Origin of the sequence: Streptomyces blastmyceticus (genome assembly GCF_039521185.1) — a bacterium.
Taxonomy (GTDB): domain Bacteria; phylum Actinomycetota; class Actinomycetes; order Streptomycetales; family Streptomycetaceae; genus Streptomyces; species Streptomyces blastmyceticus.
Map to the genome: position 1 here is coordinate 447,232 of NZ_BAAABW010000016.1, position 17,138 is coordinate 464,369.

The following is a 17,138-nucleotide window of genomic DNA, read 5'->3' on the forward strand; positions in this document are numbered from 1 at the left end:
CCCGGCCGCCTCTCTCCGCCGCCCCCATCGACAGGAGAAGAAGTGTGACGACCAGGCAGCGAAAGACCCCCGTTCGTGCCACTGCCGACCTCAAGCAGGACCGCGCCATCCGCACCAGGGCGCAGACCCTGCACGTGGCCGCCCAGCTCTTCGCCGAACGGGGCTTCCGGGCCACCTCCATGCAGCACGTCGCCGAGCGGCTCGGCATGACGAAGGGGGCCGTCTACTTCCACTTCCCGACGAAGGAGTCCCTCGCGGTCGCCATCGTCGAGGAGCACTACGGGCGTTGGCCCATGGTGGTGAAGGAGGTGCAGGCGGAGGGGCTGAGCCCCATGCGCACCGCGGAGGAGATCCTCAACCGCGCGGCGGTCGCCTTCCGCGACGACCCCGTCATGCAGGCGGGCGCCCGGCTTCAGCTCGAGCGCCCGCACATTGACGCGGAGTTGCCCACTCCGTATCTGGAGTGGACGCAGCTGCTGACGTCCCTGCTGGTCACTGCCCGCTACAGCGGCGAGCTCCGGGAAGGGATCGATCCGGAGGCGGGGGCGCGGACGTTGGTGTCGGCGTTCTTCGGGATGCAGCACATTTCTGATGTGCTTGCGCATAGGGCGGACATTGTGGAGCGGTGGGGTGAGGTCAGGGAGCTGACGTTTTTCGCGCTTCGGGCGTAGCCCGGTTGTTTGGACGGGTGCGGTCCGCTGCGCCTGCGGCGGGCTTTGTCCCCTATCCCGCCCCTTCCCGAAACTGGGGCTTCGCCCCAGACCCCGGACCGCGCTTCGCGCGGTGTCCTCAAACGCCGGACGGGCTGGATTTTCCAGCCCGTCCGGCGTTTGAGGACAAGCCCGCCGCAGGCGCTCAGGCGCGCAGCCCCGAGGCCGCCGACAGGATCGCCTCCACCGTCGCCTCCCCGCCCAGCCGCGCCCGCTCCGACGCGCTCGGGACGCAGCGGCCCGCCACCGCGTCGTACTCGCTCATGACGACACCCGCATGGTCGGACACCGGCTCGACCAGCCGTACCGGCCAGGACCGTGCGGCGAGCGCTTCGGCGAAGACGCGGGAGTGGGTCACGTCGAGCTCGTCCTCGGTGCCGTGCACCAGGTGGACGGCGGCGGCCTCCGGGGCGTGCGCCACGACGTCGTCCAGCGGTGCCGTGCCGGTCGTGCGTGCGGGTACGTCGTAGCGGCCCGCTATGCCGACCACGGCGGTGGGGCGCGGGGTGTCGAAGAGGTCGGGGCGTGTCACGAGGCCCACCGCGGCGCCCGCCCCCGCGGACCAGCCGGCGACGACGAGGCGGTCGGGGTCCGCGCCGTGACCGGCCGCTTCCTTGCGGACGAACTCGAGGGAGTCCAGCAGGTGTGCCCGGCCGCGGTCGGGCGCGTCGGAGCGCCAGTCGGGGGCGAACACCATGGTCCCGCCCGCCGCGACGGCCTCCGCGACCGGGCGGAGTATGTCCCGCTCGTCCGGGCCGATTCCGTGCCAGATCAGCACGGCGGGGAGCGGGTCGGGGCCGCATCTCGCGGAGGGGCGGTAGATGTCGACGGCCTTGCCGTTGGCCATGCGGGCGGTGGCGCGGGTCACTTCGGGTTGCATGATCACGGGCTCCTCTTCGCGTGCGCTGATCCGTAATCTTCTCGTGCAGGCGGCTCCGCCAGGGCCCCTGTGCCAACGGCCGTCACCGCAAGGGAGTTCCATGGTCAGCGTTCACGCGTTCCTCGGCATGGCTGCCGTCGCCCTGGGGATGGTGCTGACCCCGGGGCCGAACATGATGTATCTGGTGTCGCGGTCGGTGACCCAGGGACGGCGGGCGGGGCTGATCTCGCTGCTGGGCGTGGCGGTGGGGTTCTTCGTCTATCTCCTGGCCGCGATCGCCGGGATAGCGACCCTCTTCGCCCTGGTCCCCGCCGTCTACACCACGGTCAAGCTCGCCGGCGCCGCCTATCTCGCCTATCTGGCCTGGAAGGCGCTCAAGCCCGGCGGGGTCTCCGCCTTCGACCCGCAGCCGCTGCCGCCGGACCCGCCGCGGAAGCTGTTCACGATGGGGCTGGTCACCAACCTCCTCAACCCCAAGATCGCCATTCTCTATATCTCGGTCCTGCCGCAGTTCGTCGACCCGGGCCATGGCTCGGTCGCCTTCCAGAGTCTGCTGCTGGGGCTCACGCAGATCGTCATCGCGGTCACCGTCAACGGGCTCATCGCGATGACCGCGGGCTCCATCGCCGGTTTCCTGAAGCAGCGGCCGCGCTGGCTGCGGATGCAGCGCTATGTGATGGGCGTGATGCTGGCGGGGATCTCGGTGCGGGTGGCGTCGACCTGAGCCGGACCGCATGTGCACGGAGCCGCTCCCCTTCTCCAGGGGGGCGGCTCCGTGGTCCGTGGGGCGCCGCCGTCAGCTCTCCGTGTGCCGGGCGGACGTGTGCGCCGCGGCGTGGGCGAGCGTGGCCCGGCTGTTGGCGCCGAGGGCCTGGGTGATGTAGGCGCGGGCGTCGTCCAGGGTGCTGTCCGCCCCCAACGCCTCCTTCAGCGCGGCCGGGTTGAGGACGACGGTGTGGCGGGCGGTGACGTGCGCGCCGAGCTCGTCCTCGCTGAAGGTCCAGCTGCCGCTGTGCCCGAGGAGCAGGGCCGGTGCGGAGGTCTGCTTGTAGACGATCCGCTCGCCGGGGAAGCAGAGCCGGATCGACTCGGTGGTGTGCGCGGAGCCGTCCTTCGTCACGGTCTCCATGCGCAGCCGCTGGATGCCGGTCTCCGGCTCGGTGAGGTCGACCTTGCCCACGTGCGGCAGGAGCTCGGGCCAGAGGTCGGCGCGGTCGATGAACTCGTACGCGTCCTTCGCGGCGCCCGGCATGTCGACGACGTCCTCGAAGGCGAAGACCACGTCGTCCACGGGGTGGCCGAGCTCGGCTATGCGGGCCAGCGCCGCGAGCTCCTTGGGGCTGTTGCGGTCCAGGCCCGCGTTGATCCACTCGATGTTCTCCGGGGCGTCGTCGACGGCCTGGAACTCGTGGACGAGCAGGACCTCGGTGTGCCCGTCGGCCAGCTCCTTGAAGAGCCATTCGCCGCCCATGGAGGCGATCGGCGGCCGGCTGTGGTCCTGCGCGAAGGTCACCCGCAGGGTGTCGGGGTCCAGCGTGCGGCGGGAGGTCCAGTTGCGCACCTCGTCGCCCACCACGGCCCACAGGCGGAAGCGCTCGGCCCGGTCGCCCTTCTCGATGTGCCGCACGTGGACGCTCGGCCCGAAGACCGCGGGCCAGCGGGTGACGTCGGCGACCAGGTCGTACAGCACGCGGGCCGGTGCGGCGACGACGGCGGAGTGCTCGGTGCGGTGAACGCGCAGGTCCGGCATGCGGCGCCCCTTCCCCAGGGTGGATTTCACTGACGCCGCCGACTATGCGGACGCGATCTGGAGCGGGCCTGGAGAATCGCTGCCGCGGTGCGAATTCCCTTGTGGCGGCGTCCTTATCCGGGATCCAGGTTCTCTCCAGATGGCCCCCGCAGCCTGATTCAGGCCGAGCACGCGGAAGACGGGGAAAGGAACCGAACCACAATGTTCTGCACATACGGAGGCCGGGGATGACCCGGCGCGTAGTGATCACCGGGATCGGTGTGCGCGCTCCCGGGGGGAACGGGACCGAGGCGTTCTGGGACCTGCTGACCGCGGGGCGCACCGCGACCCGGGACATCTCCTTCTTCGACGCCTCGCCGTTCCGCTCCCGCATCGCGGGCGAGGTGGACTTCGACGCGGTGGCCGAGGGGTTCGGCCCGCGGGAGATCCGCCGGATGGACCGCGCGACCCAGTTCGCGGTCGCCTGCGCCCGGGAGGCCCTGCTCGACAGCGGCCTGGAGACCGGCGGCCTCGACCCGCACCGGGTGGGCGTCACCCTGGGCAGCGCGGTCGCCTCCGCGACCAGCCTGGAGAACGAGTACCTGGTGATGTCGGACGCGGGCAAGGAGTGGCTGGTCGACCCCGACCACCTCTCCCCGCACATGTTCGACTACCACAGCCCCGGCATCATGTCGGCCGAGGTCGCCTGGGCCATGGGCGCCGAGGGGCCGGTGACGATGGTCTCCGACGGCTGCACCTCGGGCCTGGACTCCGTCGGCTACGCGGCCCGGCTGATCCGCGAGGGCTCCGTCGACACGGTCGTGGCGGGCGCAGCGGACACCCCGATCTCGCCGATCGTGGTCGCCTGCTTCGACGCGATCAAGGCGACGACCTCGCGCAACGACGACCCCGCGCACGCCTCCCGGCCCTTCGACGGCAGCCGCAACGGCTTCGTACTCGCCGAGGGCGCGGCGATGTTCGTTCTGGAGGAGTACGAGGCCGCCAAGGCCCGCGGCGCCCACATCTACGCGGAGATCGGCGGCTACGCGACGCGCTGCAACGCGTACCACATGACCGGTCTGAAGAAGGACGGCCGCGAGATGGCCGAGGCCATCCGGGTCGCGCTCGACGAGGCCCGCCTGGACCGTACGACGATCGACTACGTCAACGCGCACGGCTCCGGCACCAAGCAGAACGACCGCCACGAGACCGCGGCGTTCAAGCGCAGCCTCGGCGAGCACGCGTACAACGTGCCGGTCAGCTCCATCAAGTCCATGGTCGGCCACTCGCTCGGCGCCATCGGCTCCGTCGAGATCGCCGCCTCGCTGCTCGCCATCGAGCACGGTGTCATCCCGCCCACGGCGAACCTGCACACCCCCGACCCCGAATGCGACCTGGACTACGTCCCGTTGACCGCGCGCGAGCAGCGCGTGGACACCGTCCTGACGGTGGGCAGCGGCTTCGGCGGCTTCCAGAGCGCGATGGTCCTGCACCGCCCGGAGGTGGCCGCGTGAGCCAGTCGACGGTCATCACCGGAATCTCGGTCCTGGCACCCAACGGACTGGGTGCCGAACAGTACTGGAAGGCCCTGCTGGCGGGCGAGAACGGCATCGCCGAGCTGTCCCGCTTCGACGCCTCCCGCTACGCATCGAAGCTCGCCGGAGAGGTCCGCGGCTTCGACGCCAAGGACCACCTGCCCGGCCGGCTGCTGCCCCAGACCGACATCTCCACCCGCTACGGGCTGGTCGCGGCGGACTGGGCGCTCGCCGACGCGGGCGTGGACGCCGGCACCCTGACCGACTACGACAAGGGCGTCGTCACCTCCAACTCCCAGGGCGGGTTCGAGTTCACCCACCGCGAGTTCCACAAGCTGTGGAGCAAGGGGCCGGAGTTCGTCAGCGTCTACGAGTCCTTCGCCTGGTTCTACGCCGTGAACACGGGCCAGATCTCCATCCGCAACACGATGCGCGGCCCCGGTGCCGCACTCGTCGGCGAGCAGGCCGGCGGCCTGGACGCGCTGGGCCACGCCCGCCGCACGGTGCGCTCGGGCACCAAGCTGGTGCTGTCCGGCGGCGTCGACTCCGCCTTCGACCCGTGGGGCTGGGCGTCGCAGCTGTCGAGCGGCCGGGTGAGCACGGTGGCCGATCCGCGCCGCGCCTTCCTGCCCTTCGACGCCGACGCGAGCGGCTATGTGCCGGGCGAGGGCGGCGCGATGCTCATCCTGGAGGACGCCGCCTCCGCCCGTGAGCGCGGCGCCGGGAACATCTACGGCGAGCTCGCCGGCTACGCCTCGACGTTCGACCCGAAGCCCGGCTCCGGACGGCCTTCGGGCCTGCGCCGCGCGGCCGAACTGGCCCTGGCCGACGCCGGTCTGCGGCCCGGGGACATCGACGTCGTCTTCGCCGACGCCTCCGGCGTCCCGGCGCTCGACCGCGACGAGGCCGAGGCGATCCGCGGCGTCTTCGGCGCGGGCGGCGTGCCGGTCACGGCCCCGAAGTCGCTGACGGGGCGCATGTACGCGGGCGGTGGCCCGGCGGACGTGGTCGCGGCGCTGCTGGCGATCCGCGACCAGGTGATCCCGCACACCGCGCACGTCACCCGGGTGCCGCAGGAGTACGGCCTGGACGTGGTGCGGGACGAGCCGCGCGACGTCCCGGTCAAGGCGGCCCTGGTGCTCGCCCGCGGCCGCTGGGGCTTCAACTCCGCGGTCGTCGTGACCGGCCCCTCCCTCTGATCATCCGGCTCCCCACACAAGGAAGTTGACCACCATGGCATCCCTCACCTTCTCCGACCTGTTCCGCATCCTGACCGAGTGCGCCGGGGCCGACGACACCACCGCCGTGTCCGAGGACAGCCTGGACAGCTCCTTCGAGGACCTGGGCTACGACTCCCTCGCCCTGATGGAGAGCGCCGCCCGGATCAAGCAGGAGTACGGCGTGGACCTGTCGGACGACGTGCTCTCCGACATCGAGACCCCGCGCGCGCTGCTCGACCTGGTCAACGGCGCCGCCGTGGCCGCCTGACCGCCTCGCGCGCACACCTGAGAGCGCCCCGCCCGGGAGATCCGGGCGGGGCGCTCGCGCGAGCGGGGGCAGGCGTCAGCCGACGCCGGAGACCTCCAGTGCCTCCGCGGCCAGGCGCAGGATGCGCAGCCTGCCGTCGTGGTCGGTGCGGGCCGGGGACAGCATGACGCCCAGCGTCGTCACCCCCGCCTCCGCGAACTCCCGCATCCGCTCGGCGACCCGGGGCACCGGTCCGACCATCGCTGTGCGGTCGACGAAGCCCGCCGGGATCGCCCGCGCGGCCCCGGCCCGGTCGCCCGCCGAGATGCGCTCCGTGAACCGCTCCATCTCCGCCTCGTAGCCCATGCGGCGCGCCATCGAGCAGTAGAAATTGGTCGCCGGGTCGCCGATGCCGAGCATGTAGACGTAGTGGTCGCGGAGTTGGTCCACCGCGCTCTCCACGTCGTCGGCGAAGGCCGTCGGCAGGCTGGGCAGCACGTCGAAGCCCGCCATGTCCCGGCCCGCGCGCTCCCGGCCCGCGCGGATGCCCGCGACGGCCCCGGCGACGGCCTCCGGGGAGGTGAACACCCCGATCCAGCCGTCGGCGATCTCCCCTGCCAGCTTCAGGGAGCCCGCGCCCACCGCCGCGAGGTAGACGGGGATGTGCGGGCGCGGCAGCTCGGTGGTGATGTGCAGCGGCGCGCCCGTGCGGCCCGCCGCGGGCAGCCGGAAGTGCTCCCCCTCGTAGCGCAGGGGTTCGCCGCGCAGCGCCCGGCGCACGATGTCCACGTATTCGCGGGTGCGTGCCAGCGGCTTGTCGAAGGGCACGCCGTACCAGCCGTCCGAGACGTCGGGGTTGGACACCCCGAGGCCGAGCCGGAACCGTCCGCCGCTGAGCGCGTCCAGCGTGGCCGCGGTCAGGGCGGCGAGGCCCGGCGGCCGGGCGGGGATCTGCATGATCCCCGACGCGAGGCCGATGCGCCGGGTGCGGCCCGCGGCCAGCCCCAGCACGCTCACGGCGTCGTTGCGGTAGCCCTCCCCGGACAACACCACGCCGTAGTCGAGCTCTTCGGCGGCGCGCGCCAGTTCGCCCGCCCCTTGATAGACCAGATTTGCCGCAAGTCGCACCGGGAACAGCCTCCGTCGCTTTCCGTGAGCAATGTGCTGCGAGCCTCCGGCACCCGGCTGTACCCCGTATGGACATTTCCTGGAGCGCCGGACGGCGCCGGACGCGGCCGTCTGGAGGGAATCTCCAGATGGGCTGCACACAGTGAGGGGCGTTCGTCAGCCCAAGGAGAGGAACGTCGGTATGGCCGACTTGTCGGGAAAGAGGGCCCTGGTCACCGCGGCGTCGCGGGGCATCGGCCGGGGCATCGCGCTGCGGCTGGCCGCGGCGGGGGCCCGGGTCGCCGTGAACTACAGGGAGAACGCCGGGGCCGCCCGGGAGGTGGTCGACGAGATCGTCCGCGGCGGGGGCGAGGCCTTCGCGGTGCGCGCGGACCTCGGCGGCGGCCGGACGGAGGTCGAGGGGCTCTTCGCGCGGGTCCTCGAGGAGTTCGACGGCCTGGACATCCTCGTCAACAACGCCGGGGTGCAGGGCATGGGGCCCGTCGCCGGGGTGACCGAGGAATTCCTCGACCGCGCGATCGACGTCAACCTCAAGGGGACGTTCTTCGCGTTCCAGCAGGCGGCGCGGCACCTCGCCGACGGCGGCCGGATCATCAGCGTCTCCACCGCCTTCACCCGGTCCATGGCGCCGGGCGCCGGGGTCTACGCGGCCACCAAGGGCGCGGTCGAGCAGCTCACCAGGACCCTCTCCCAGGAGCTGGGCGGCCGGGGGATCACGGTCAACGCGGTGCTGCCGGGGATCGTCGACACCGATGCCACGGCCCCGCTGCGCGAGCGCTTCGCGGCCATCGCCGAGACCACCGCGCTGGGCCGGATCGGCCGGCCCGACGACGTCGCCGGGATCGTCGCCTTCCTCGCGGGCGACGAGGCCCGCTGGATCACCGGTCAGAGCATCGCGGCGGCAGGGGGCCGGGTGTGAGCGCGTCCCCGCGTCCCCGCCCCGGCGTGCCGGACGGCGGCTCCCGGCTGCCGTCCCTCACCGGGCTGCGCTTCGTCGCCGCCGTGCTCGTCTTCTGCTACCACCTCTCGCGCGAGGCGCCGTTCGCGTCGCCGGACGCGGACAAGTGGCTGACGGACGTCTTCAGCAAGGCCGGTTCCATCGGCGTCAGCTTCTTCTTCGTCCTGAGCGGGTTCATCCTGACGTGGACGGCCAAGCCGGGTGAGCCGCTGCGGCGGTTCTGGACCCGCCGGATCGCCAAGATCTACCCCAACCACGTGGCGACCTGGGTGCTCGCGCTCGTCCTGATCGTGTGGGCGGGGCGCCCCCTGCACCCGGGCACCGCGGTGGCGAACCTCTTCCTGGTGCACTCCTGGGTGCCGCGGATGGACGTCGCCTGGAGCATGAACGACGTCAGCTGGACGCTCGCCTGCGAGCTGCTGTTCTACCTCTGCTTCCCGCTCCTGCACCGCTGGGTGGGGCGGATCGGCGCGCACATGCTGTGGCCCGCGGCCGGCGCCGTGGCCGTGGTGGCCGTCTGCGTCCCGGCGGTCGCCGGAACGCTGCCCGCGACACCGGACTTCGGCGGCATCTCGGCCTGGCAGGTCTGGTTCGCCTACATGCTCCCGCCCGTACGCGCCCTGGACTTCGTCCTCGGCATCGTGATGGCGCGCATCGTGCTCACCGGCAGGTGGATCCGGCTGCCGGCCGTGCCCGCCGCGCTCCTGGTGATCGCCGGCTGGTACCTCGCCGCCACGCAACTGCCGCGCGCGTACGGCTTCGTGGCCGCCACCATCGTGCCGCTCGCCCTGCTGATCCCCGCCGTGGCCACGGCGGACATCGAGGGGACCCCGTCCTTGCTCCGCGGCCGGGTCGCGCTGTGGCTGGGCGAGGTCTCGTTCGCCTTCTACCTGGTGCACCGCCTGGTGCTGGTGTACGGGCACCAGGCGCTGGGGCTCAAGCGAACGTGGCCGATGGCGCAGGCCCTCGGCCTGGTGGGGGTCGCGCTGGTGCTGTCGATGCTGCTCGCGTGGGCGCTCCACCAGGCCGTCGAGCAGCCGGTGATGCGCCTGGTGCGCCGCCGGGAGCGTGCGCGCGAGGACCGCCCCCGGAGCGTCGAACTCGCCGTCCCCACCGGCTGACCGGTCCTCCGCACGCCGATGGGCGGCCGCGTCCGAGGACGGGGCCGCCCATCGGCGGGTCCGTAGCTCAGCGGAACCGGGTCACGCTCGGTTTCGTGCGGACCGGCCTGATCTTCGGGTAGCTGATGTGGTGCCTGGCCGCCAGCGCGACCACGTCCTCCCAGGCGGGCTTCACGTCCCCGCCCTGGAGCTCGGCCAGCTCCTCGAACATCGTCTCCGCGCCGCCCGGTGTGACGTAGCAGAGCATCGTCCCCGGTTCGTCGCTGATGTTGCGGAAGCCGTGGCCCGTGCCCCGGGGGCCGTACAGGACCGTGCCGGGACCGGCCGTGTGGACGGTGTCGCCGAGCTGGAACTCGTAGAGCCCGCTGGTGACGTAGAACGTCTCGTCCTCGCTGTCGTGCAGGTGCAGCGGCGGGCCGCCGCCCGGGGGAGTGGTGAACTCCATGAGGGAGAACAGTCCCCCCGTGTCCGTGCCGCGGAGCAGGAATCTGCCCTGTTCCACGGCCCAGCGGACGGGTTCGACCTCGTCCCGCACGACGATCTTTCCTGGCGTGATGGTCACGGCATCCCTGTTTCGGTTTTTCGTATGTCAGGCCGCGGACTTCGCCGCCGGCCGGTCGGCCGCCCCGGCGCCCTGCGGCGCGGTGCGGTCCGCGGTCAGCCGCGGCAGGAGGGCGAACAGCGCCACGAGGACGGCGCAGAGCCCGAAGGTGATCCACAGGACGCTGCGCGAGGCGTGCGCGTAGTCGGTCAGGCCGTGGCCGGAACCGAGCGTCGTGAAGTAGACGGCGCCGAGGGCGGCGATGCCCGTGGCGCCGGAGAACTGCTGGGTGGTGGTGAGCACGCCGGAGGCGATGCCCATCTGGTGCGGGCGCACCCCGGCCAGGACGGTGCCGATCAGCGACGGCAGCACGAAGCCGAAGCCGAGGCCGACCAGGCACAGCGGGCCCATGACATAGCCGATGGAGAGGTCGGCGCCGAGCGACTGCGTCTCCAGGGCCAGCGCCAGCATGCCGAGGCCGACGACCCCGCTGCCGAAGGCCAGCGCCTTGTTCTTGTACTTCGCGATGAACGGCCGTCCGTAGATGGACGACAGCATGGACAGCACGGCGAACGGGCCGAAGGCGAGGCCCGCTTCGCGGGCGCTGAGCCCGAGGCCGGACTGGAGCAGCAGGGTGGTGGAGAACATGAAGCTGCTGAACGTGGCCATGAAGGCGACGTTGATGACCAGGCCGACGCTGAACGTGCGGCTGCGGAACAGGCTCAGGTCGAGGAGCGGCTGGCCGCCCTTGCGGCTGAGCCCGCCCTCGTAGACCAGCGTGAGGGCCATGACGGGCACCGAGGCGACCAGCGAGATCCAGGCCCACAGCGGCCAGCCCTCCGTACGGCCGATGATCAGCGGGGCGAGCGCGAGGCCCAGTGCGAGCGAGATGCCCACGACGCCGACCGGGTCGAGCTTCGGGCGCTTCTCGGCGCGGCCGCGGGGGAGCAGGCGGGCCGCGAAGACGAGGGCGATGACGCCCACGGGGACGTTGACGAGGAAGATCGGACGCCAGGCCCAGCCGAAGAGGTCACCGGCGATCAGCAGGCCGCCGAGCACCTGGCCTGCGACGCCGCCGAGGCCGTACATCACGCCGAGCCAGGAGAGCGCCTTGGGGCGCTCCGACTGGTCGAAGACGGCCTGGATCAGGGAGATGCCCTGGGGTGCCATGGCGGCGGCGGTGATGCCCTGGAGCAGGCGGGCGACGACGAGCTGGCCGGGCGTCTGGGCGATGCCGCACAGCAGCGAGGCGAGGGTGAAGGTGCCCATGCCGATCAGGAACATGTTGCGGTAGCCGAAGATGTCGCCGAGCCGGCCGCCGGTGACCAGCCCCGCGGCGTAGGCGAAGGCGTAGCCACCGATCACCAGCTCCAGCGCGGCCTGCCCGGCGTGGAGGTCTTCCTGGAGCGAGGGCGCGGCGACGTTGACGACGTTGAAGTCGAACGACGCCATGAAGGTCGCCGAGAGGATGACCGGCAGGATCAGCCACCGGCGTGGGTCTGGGGTGGTCACAGCTTCTCCATGAGTTCGCGGGTTCGATGACTTTCGAAGTGTTCGGCGGTGATCATATGGTTCGATGGAGAGCGAACTCAAGGGATTCGTGATCTAGGATCGAGGACATGAGCGACATGGCATTCCATCCGAAAGCCACCGATACGACCCTGCTCCGGATCCTTCAGGCGCTGGCCGATCCGGTGCGCCTCACGACCGTGCGCTCGCTCGGCCTGAAGGACGGGGTCTCGTGCTCCGTGGTGCAGGCCGACGCGGGCCTGACGATCGGCAAGTCGACCATGTCGCACCACCTGAAGATCCTTCGGGAGGCCGGGATCATCTCCATCAGCCTGGAGGGGTCCCGCCGGCTGCTGCACCTGCGGCGGGCGGACCTCGACGGGCGCTTCCCCGGCCTCCTCGACGCGGTGCTGACCCCTCCGGAAGGAGCGGTCGGCACCGAATGACCGGGGTCCCCCGGACCTCGGTCCGCGACCGCCGGACGGGCTTGGACCACCCCCGACAAGCCCGTCCGGCGCTCGCGCCCACGCCTACGGCGCCACGGCCGCCGCGTCCAGGGCCAGCCCCGCGAACGTCCGCGCGGCGGGCTCGAACTGCAGGACCGTGTGGCCCGCCGCCGTGTTCACGTCCCGCCAGAAGCGCTGGAACGGCGCGCCGTCCGACTGTGACCGGGTCCCCGCGAGCGGGGAGAGCCGGTTGACGGCCCCGGCCAGCATGTCCACCGCCAGCGCGTGGTCCAGGCAGGTCCGGGCGAGGGAGCGCTCGTCGACCGCACCCGCGTCCGCGACCGCCGCCGCCCGGCGCAGCAGGAGCTCCGCCGCGTCGATCTCGCCCGCCGTCCTGGCCAGCGCCAGTTCGGCCGCCGCCTCGCTCGTGCCGGAGACGCGGTGCCCCGGGGCACCCGCCCCGCGCTTGGCCGCGACCGCCGCGGCGAACTCCCGCAGCGCCCCCTTGGCCGCGCCCAGCACCGGACCGGCGAAGGACAGCGCGCTGACCGCCTTCAGCGGCACGGCGGAGGCCGCGGGCAGCGGGCCGTCCGAACGCCCCGCCAGCAGGCCGGCCCGCGCGAAGGAGTACGCGTACGGCACGAACACGTCCGCCAGCCGCAGGCTGTCGCTGCCCGTGGCCCGCATCCCGACCGGGAACCAGGTGTCCTCGATCGCGTAGGCGGACCGCGGCACCAGCAGGAAGCGCACCTCCCGCCCGCCCCCGGACACCGGCACCGGGCAGCACACGAGAGCCCACTGCGAGAAGTGCACCCCGCTGAGGTACGGCCACAGGCCGCTGATCCGCCAGCCGCCGTCCACGGCGCGCGCCTCGCCGCCCGGGACCAGCGCGCAGGCGACGAAGGTGTCCGGCCCTTCGCCCCAGATCGCGCGCTGCCCCTCCTCCGGGAGGAAGCAGGCCATCCGGCCCAGCGAGGCGGCGATGGACGCCACCCACGCGGCGGAGGCGTCGCCCTCCGCCACCGCGGCGGTCGCCAGCAGGGAATCGGTGACGTTCCCCTCCGCGCCGCCCCAGCGGGCGGGCACGAAGTGCCGGGCGAAGCCCGCCCCGACGATCGCCTCGGCCACCTCCGGGGCGAGGCGGCGGCCCGCCTCACCGGCCGCCGCGTGGGCGGCGGCGACCTCCGCCACCTCCTGGGCGGCCTTCACCAACGCGCTCCCGGGCATGGGGAACCTCCATCTGTGCAGGAATGATCGGGGACTTGGTGGCGGTGCGTCAGTGCGGGAAGCGCGCCAGCGCGTCCAACACCGCGTTCTGCCTCGCGTCGCGGTCCGCGGCCAGCTCGGCGTAGGAGCGGTCGCCGAAGTCCTCCTCGGCGGCCGAGCTCAGGGCGTCGATCGTCGCGTCGTCCATGCGCGGCCGCCCCAGCTCCCGCCAGCTCTGCTCCAGACCGCCGCCGCGGCGCGTCAGCCACTGGCGCAGACCGCCCTCGCCGCCGCCCAGGTGGAACGCCTGGAAGGGGCCGATCACCGACCAGCGCAGCCCGACCGACTGCGTGACGATCTCGTCCAGCTCGGACACGGTCACCACGCCCTCGCGGACCAGGTGGACGCTCTCCTGGAGCAGCGCCGACTGGAGCCGGTTGGCGACGAAGCGGGTGATCGGCTTGCGCAGGACCACGGGCGTCTTGCCCACGGACCGGAAGAACGCGACGGCCCCGGCCACGGCCTCCGGCGCCGTCGCCTCCCCGCCCACGATCTCCACCAGCGGCACCAGGTGCGGCGGGTTGAGCGGGTGCCCGACCACCAGCCGGCTCCGGTCGGGCATCAGGGCGCTCATCTCGTCGGCCAGCAGTGTGGACGACGAGGACAGGAACAGGGCGTCCCCGGGGGCGGCCGCGCCGATGCGCGCGAACAGCTCCTGCTTGAGCGCGAGGTCCTCCGGGGCGTTCTCCACCACCACGGCGGCGTCCCGGACGGCGCGCTCCACGTCGGGCTCGAACTCCAGGAGTTCCATGAGCTCCAGGGGGTCCGCCCCGCCGTGCGGGAGCGTGGGTGCGAAGAGCTCGACGCCCCTCGCCACCACCTCTTCCGCGTCCGGCCGGCGGCTGTTGACCCGCACCCGCCTGCCGTGCGCCAGGAACAGGGTGATCCAGCTCAGCCCGATGGTCCCGGCACCGATGACGGTCACCGGTCTGTCTTGCGTCGCCTCCGACATCATTCCCCGCCTCTCCCGCGATCGGTGGTCACCGAGCGCGGATCAGTAGTTGCCGAGCCCGCCGCAGACGTTGAGCGCCTGCGCGGTGACCGCGGCGGCGTCGTCGCTCACGAGGTACTCGACCATCGCCGCGACCTCACGGGGCTCGACGTAGCGGCCCAGCGGGACACGGGTGGTGATCCGGCCGTGGGTCTCCTCCTCGCTCACGCCCCAGATGGACGCGTAGTGCTCGCGCACCCGCTCGGCCATCGGCGTCTCGACGAAGCCCGGGCAGACGGCGTTGACCGTGATGCCCGTGCGCGCCAGCTCCAGGCCGAGGGCCTTGGTGAAGCCGACCACGCCGTGCTTGGAGGCGGAGTACGGGGCGGCGTGCACCACGCCCTGCTTGCCGCCGGTGGAGGCGATGCTGATGATCCGGCCGCGGTCCTTGTCGAGCATGCCGCCCGTCGTCAGGACCTCCTTGGTCATCAGGAAGACGCTGTTGAGGTTGGTGTTGATGACGTCGAGCCACAGCTCGTCGGGGATCTCGGCGGTCGCGCCGCCGCCGCTGCGCCCGGCGTTGTTGACCAGGATGTCCACCGTGCCGTAGCGCTGGACGGCCGCCGCGACGAAGGCGCGGATCTCCTCGGGGCGGCTGACGTCGCAGGTCACGCCGTCGACGTCGAGGCCCTTGCCCCGCAGCTCCGTAACCGTCGCCGTCAGCCGGTCCTCCTGGCGGGCGCAGACGAACACGCGCGCGCCGAGGCCCGCCAGCCGCTCGGTGATCTCCAAACCGATCCCGCTCGTGGCACCGGTGACCAACGCGACGGGGCCCGCAGCCTGGCTCATATGTCTTCCCTTGCTCGCCGTGAAGTGACGCGTCGATCATCGAGCGGCCGTCTACACGAGGTATGGAGATTTCCTGGAGACGCGAGGGGCGCCGGGCCGGGCCGCGGCGGGCCGCTGGAGACCGGCTCCAGATGGCCTCCAGAGGACGGGGAAACCGTGGCCGTGGACATACGAACGTCACGCAGCGCCAGAGGGAGAATCATGGCCGGGCAGACCGTCACCGCGGAGCTCTACGCCGAGGTACAGCATTTCTACGCGCGCCAGATGCAGGCGCTGGACAGCCGCGTGTTCAAGACCTACGCGGACTCCTTCACCGAGGACGGCACCTTCCGGCACACCCCGGGCACCGAGCCCGCCCGTACCCGCGCGGGCATCGAGGCCGAGCTGGTGCGCTTCCACGAGCAGTACCAGGGCGACCCGGTGCAGAAGCGCCACTACTTCAACCAGATCGTGCTGGACGCGAACCCCGACGGCACCCTGAAGTCCACGGTGTACGCGCTGGTCCTGCGCACCCGGCCCGGCGCCGACCGGCCGGAGGTCTGGCCGAGCTGCGTGGTGCACGACGTGCTCGTGACCGGTGCGGACGGCATCCTCGTCAAGTCGCGCGACATCGACTACGACCAGCAGATCTGACGCAACGTCATGTTCCTTGCGCACGGGCCCGCGGACGGGCCGGCCGGGCACGCCGAGGCGGCCCTCCGCGCGGCGCTGTGCGCCGCCCGCGAGGGCGGCGGGGCGCTGCCCCCGGACTCCCCGGTCACCCGCGACGCCGTCTGCGGTGCCGTCGTCGACCTCTGGACCGCGGGCAGGCTGCTGGCCGTACGCGGCCCGGAGTCGGCGACCGCGCGCCACGTGCTGCCGCGGATCCTGCTGGAGGGCACCGAGGGCCTGGCCGCCGTGCTGGGCACCCGGCTCCACGAACAGGGCGACTGCGCAGGGGAATTCAACCGTCATGCCAGGGCGCTGGCGGAGGCGGCCCGGCAGGCGGGCGATCCGCGCCTCGCCGCGCGCGTGGCCGAGGCGCTGCCGGGCGTGGCCGACGGCGGGGACCGGCTCGCGCGGCCGCTCACCGGCGTCCGGCCCGCGGTCCTCCCGGCCGTCCTGGCCCCGGCCGTCACGGAGCTGGAGGCCGAACGCCTCGCCCTGGCCGCGGCCTGCCGCACCCTCGCCGCCGGGGGAGCCGTACCGCCGCTCGCCGACCGCTACGCGCTGCTCACCGCGGCCGCCGCCTGCCTCGACCGGTGGCGGCACCGGCGGGCCGGTCACGGCACCCTCACCGGCGACCGCGCCCGGCTCGTGGGCGCCCTGGAACGGATCGCCGCACGCCTGGGGCGGCCCGCGGACCCCGCCCGGGCGGAGCACGACTGGCGCCCGCTGGTCCTCGCCGAGGCGCTCGGCCACCGCTTCCCCGCGACACCGCTCCTCTCGGCCATGGGGCGGAGGGCCGCGTCGTGACACCGCCGTCGCGGTGAGCACCGCCACCCGGGACGACCGGCCCGCCGGGGCTCAGCGCACCGCGGCGGCGGGAGTGCCCTCCCAGACGGTGAAGGCGCCGCGGTGGTAGAGCACGGGCCGCCTCGGCAGCACCGCGGACTCCTCGATCCGCCCCAGCACGATCCAGTGGTCACCGGCCTCCGTCACCTCGGTGACGGTGCACTCGGCGTACGCGAGCGCCACCTCCTCCAGCACCGGCGCCCCCTGGGCGGCCGCGGAGGGGCTCCAGCGCACCGAGTCGAACTTCCGCTCGGCGCGGGTGGCGAAGGTCATCGCCGTCTCCTGGCCGCCGTCCGCCAGCACGTTGACCACGAACCCCCGCCCCGGGGCGAGGGACGGCAGGGTCTGCGACCTGCGGTCCACGCACACCAGCAGCAGCGGCGGCGTCACCGACACCGAGCACACGGTGTTGCAGGTGAAGCCGCGCGGCTCGCCGTCGGCGTCCAGCACGGTGACGACGGATACGGCGGCGGGGCAGGAACCGAAGAATTCCCGGAAGGTGTCCGGACCCACTGGCATACGGTGCCTCCACGATCCCGACCGGGCGCTTCCCGGTGTCTGGAAGGGAGCCTTT

General features: G+C 72.6%; 19 protein-coding genes. 10 read left to right on the forward strand and 9 right to left on the reverse strand.

The genetic code is table 11. The annotated features are described in order from the left end of the window. Positions 1 to 44: 44 nt before the first annotated feature. Positions 45 to 671 (forward strand): ScbR family autoregulator-binding transcription factor, encoded by a 627-nt coding sequence (locus ABD269_RS15910; RefSeq protein ID WP_240351452.1) that lies wholly within the window; start codon positions 45 to 47, stop codon positions 669 to 671. A 184-nt stretch (positions 672 to 855) separates the two neighbouring features. Here the strand turns inward: ABD269_RS15910 and ABD269_RS15915 are convergent, their stop codons facing one another. Further along, positions 856 to 1,590, reverse strand: coding sequence for an alpha/beta hydrolase (locus ABD269_RS15915; RefSeq protein ID WP_344118410.1), 735 nt, complete (start codon positions 1,588 to 1,590; stop codon positions 856 to 858). 100 nt (positions 1,591 to 1,690) lie between these two features. Here ABD269_RS15915 and ABD269_RS15920 point away from each other — a divergent pair, with 100 nt between their 5' ends. After that, positions 1,691 to 2,314 carry a LysE family translocator gene (locus tag ABD269_RS15920; RefSeq protein ID WP_301893903.1) on the forward strand — a complete coding sequence of 208 codons (624 nt, stop codon included), beginning with the start codon at positions 1,691 to 1,693 and terminating at the stop codon, positions 2,312 to 2,314. Positions 2,315 to 2,386: 72 nt separating this feature from the next. Here ABD269_RS15920 and ABD269_RS15925 read toward each other — a convergent pair whose 3' ends face one another. After that, the gene (locus ABD269_RS15925) at positions 2,387 to 3,340 is read right to left on the reverse strand and encodes an aromatase/cyclase (protein WP_344118411.1); all 954 of its coding nucleotides are present in this window, start codon (positions 3,338 to 3,340) and stop codon (positions 2,387 to 2,389) included. Positions 3,341 to 3,567: 227 nt separating this feature from the next. Between ABD269_RS15925 and ABD269_RS15930 the strand changes: the two genes are divergently transcribed. From ABD269_RS15930 to ABD269_RS15940, 3 genes are read left to right on the forward strand one after another with little or no spacing between them, the layout of a single operon-like run. Continuing rightward, positions 3,568 to 4,833, forward strand: a complete 1,266-nt coding sequence (locus tag ABD269_RS15930; RefSeq protein ID WP_344118412.1) for a beta-ketoacyl-[acyl-carrier-protein] synthase family protein — start codon at positions 3,568 to 3,570, stop codon at positions 4,831 to 4,833. Next, positions 4,830 to 6,053 (forward strand): ketosynthase chain-length factor, encoded by a 1,224-nt coding sequence (locus tag ABD269_RS15935; RefSeq protein ID WP_344118413.1) that lies wholly within the window; start codon positions 4,830 to 4,832, stop codon positions 6,051 to 6,053. The genes ABD269_RS15930 and ABD269_RS15935 overlap by 4 nt, the downstream gene beginning before the upstream one ends. A 34-nt stretch (positions 6,054 to 6,087) precedes the next feature. Next, positions 6,088 to 6,342: an acyl carrier protein gene (locus tag ABD269_RS15940; RefSeq protein ID WP_301893895.1), complete on the forward strand. Its 255-nt coding sequence runs from the start codon at positions 6,088 to 6,090 to the stop codon at positions 6,340 to 6,342. 75 nt (positions 6,343 to 6,417) lie between these two features. Here ABD269_RS15940 and ABD269_RS15945 read toward each other — a convergent pair whose 3' ends face one another. Further along, positions 6,418 to 7,449: an LLM class flavin-dependent oxidoreductase gene (locus tag ABD269_RS15945; RefSeq protein ID WP_344118415.1), complete on the reverse strand. Its 1,032-nt coding sequence runs from the start codon at positions 7,447 to 7,449 to the stop codon at positions 6,418 to 6,420. 181 nt (positions 7,450 to 7,630) lie between these two features. On the opposite strand from ABD269_RS15945, the gene ABD269_RS15950 reads away from it, so the two are divergent. Then, positions 7,631 to 8,368, forward strand: a complete 738-nt coding sequence (locus tag ABD269_RS15950) for an SDR family oxidoreductase (RefSeq protein ID WP_344118416.1) — start codon at positions 7,631 to 7,633, stop codon at positions 8,366 to 8,368. Further along, positions 8,365 to 9,528: an acyltransferase family protein gene (locus tag ABD269_RS15955; RefSeq protein WP_344118417.1), complete on the forward strand. Its 1,164-nt coding sequence runs from the start codon at positions 8,365 to 8,367 to the stop codon at positions 9,526 to 9,528. Before ABD269_RS15950 ends, ABD269_RS15955 begins: the two co-directional genes overlap by 4 nt. Before the next feature lie 67 nt (positions 9,529 to 9,595). Here ABD269_RS15955 and ABD269_RS15960 read toward each other — a convergent pair whose 3' ends face one another. Then, a complete protein-coding gene (locus ABD269_RS15960; protein ID WP_344118418.1) occupies positions 9,596 to 10,090 on the reverse strand; it encodes a cupin domain-containing protein in 495 nt (164 codons plus the stop codon). A gap of 27 nt (positions 10,091 to 10,117) precedes the next feature. After that, positions 10,118 to 11,581 carry an MFS transporter gene (locus tag ABD269_RS15965; RefSeq protein WP_344118419.1) on the reverse strand — a complete coding sequence of 488 codons (1,464 nt, stop codon included), beginning with the start codon at positions 11,579 to 11,581 and terminating at the stop codon, positions 10,118 to 10,120. Positions 11,582 to 11,688: 107 nt separating this feature from the next. On the opposite strand from ABD269_RS15965, the gene ABD269_RS15970 reads away from it, so the two are divergent. Then, the gene (locus ABD269_RS15970; protein ID WP_344118420.1) at positions 11,689 to 12,024 is read left to right on the forward strand and encodes an ArsR/SmtB family transcription factor; all 336 of its coding nucleotides are present in this window, start codon (positions 11,689 to 11,691) and stop codon (positions 12,022 to 12,024) included. Between the two features lie 84 nt (positions 12,025 to 12,108). On the opposite strand, the gene ABD269_RS15975 is transcribed toward ABD269_RS15970, so the two are convergent. The 3 genes from ABD269_RS15975 to fabG all read right to left on the reverse strand — a co-directional run bounded on the left by ABD269_RS15975 (position 12,109) and on the right by fabG (position 15,070). Continuing rightward, positions 12,109 to 13,251, reverse strand: a complete 1,143-nt coding sequence (locus tag ABD269_RS15975; protein WP_344118421.1) for an acyl-CoA dehydrogenase family protein — start codon at positions 13,249 to 13,251, stop codon at positions 12,109 to 12,111. Positions 13,252 to 13,300: 49 nt separating this feature from the next. Continuing rightward, positions 13,301 to 14,215, reverse strand: coding sequence for a 3-hydroxyacyl-CoA dehydrogenase NAD-binding domain-containing protein (locus tag ABD269_RS15980; RefSeq protein WP_344118422.1), 915 nt, complete (start codon positions 14,213 to 14,215; stop codon positions 13,301 to 13,303). Positions 14,216 to 14,284: 69 nt separating this feature from the next. Further along, on the reverse strand, positions 14,285 to 15,070 hold the full coding sequence (fabG, locus tag ABD269_RS15985) for a 3-oxoacyl-ACP reductase FabG (RefSeq protein WP_344118423.1): 786 nt from the start codon (positions 15,068 to 15,070) through the stop codon (positions 14,285 to 14,287). Positions 15,071 to 15,271: 201 nt separating this feature from the next. On the opposite strand from fabG, the gene ABD269_RS15990 reads away from it, so the two are divergent. Next, on the forward strand, positions 15,272 to 15,703 hold the full coding sequence (locus ABD269_RS15990; RefSeq protein ID WP_344118424.1) for a nuclear transport factor 2 family protein: 432 nt from the start codon (positions 15,272 to 15,274) through the stop codon (positions 15,701 to 15,703). A gap of 9 nt (positions 15,704 to 15,712) precedes the next feature. Beyond that, positions 15,713 to 16,525 (forward strand): hypothetical protein, encoded by an 813-nt coding sequence (locus tag ABD269_RS15995; protein ID WP_344118425.1) that lies wholly within the window; start codon positions 15,713 to 15,715, stop codon positions 16,523 to 16,525. 51 nt (positions 16,526 to 16,576) lie between these two features. On the opposite strand, the gene ABD269_RS16000 is transcribed toward ABD269_RS15995, so the two are convergent. Next, complete coding sequence (locus ABD269_RS16000) at positions 16,577 to 17,083, reverse strand: flavin reductase family protein (protein ID WP_344118426.1); 507 nt, start codon at positions 17,081 to 17,083, stop codon at positions 16,577 to 16,579. Positions 17,084 to 17,138 lie beyond the last annotated feature (55 nt).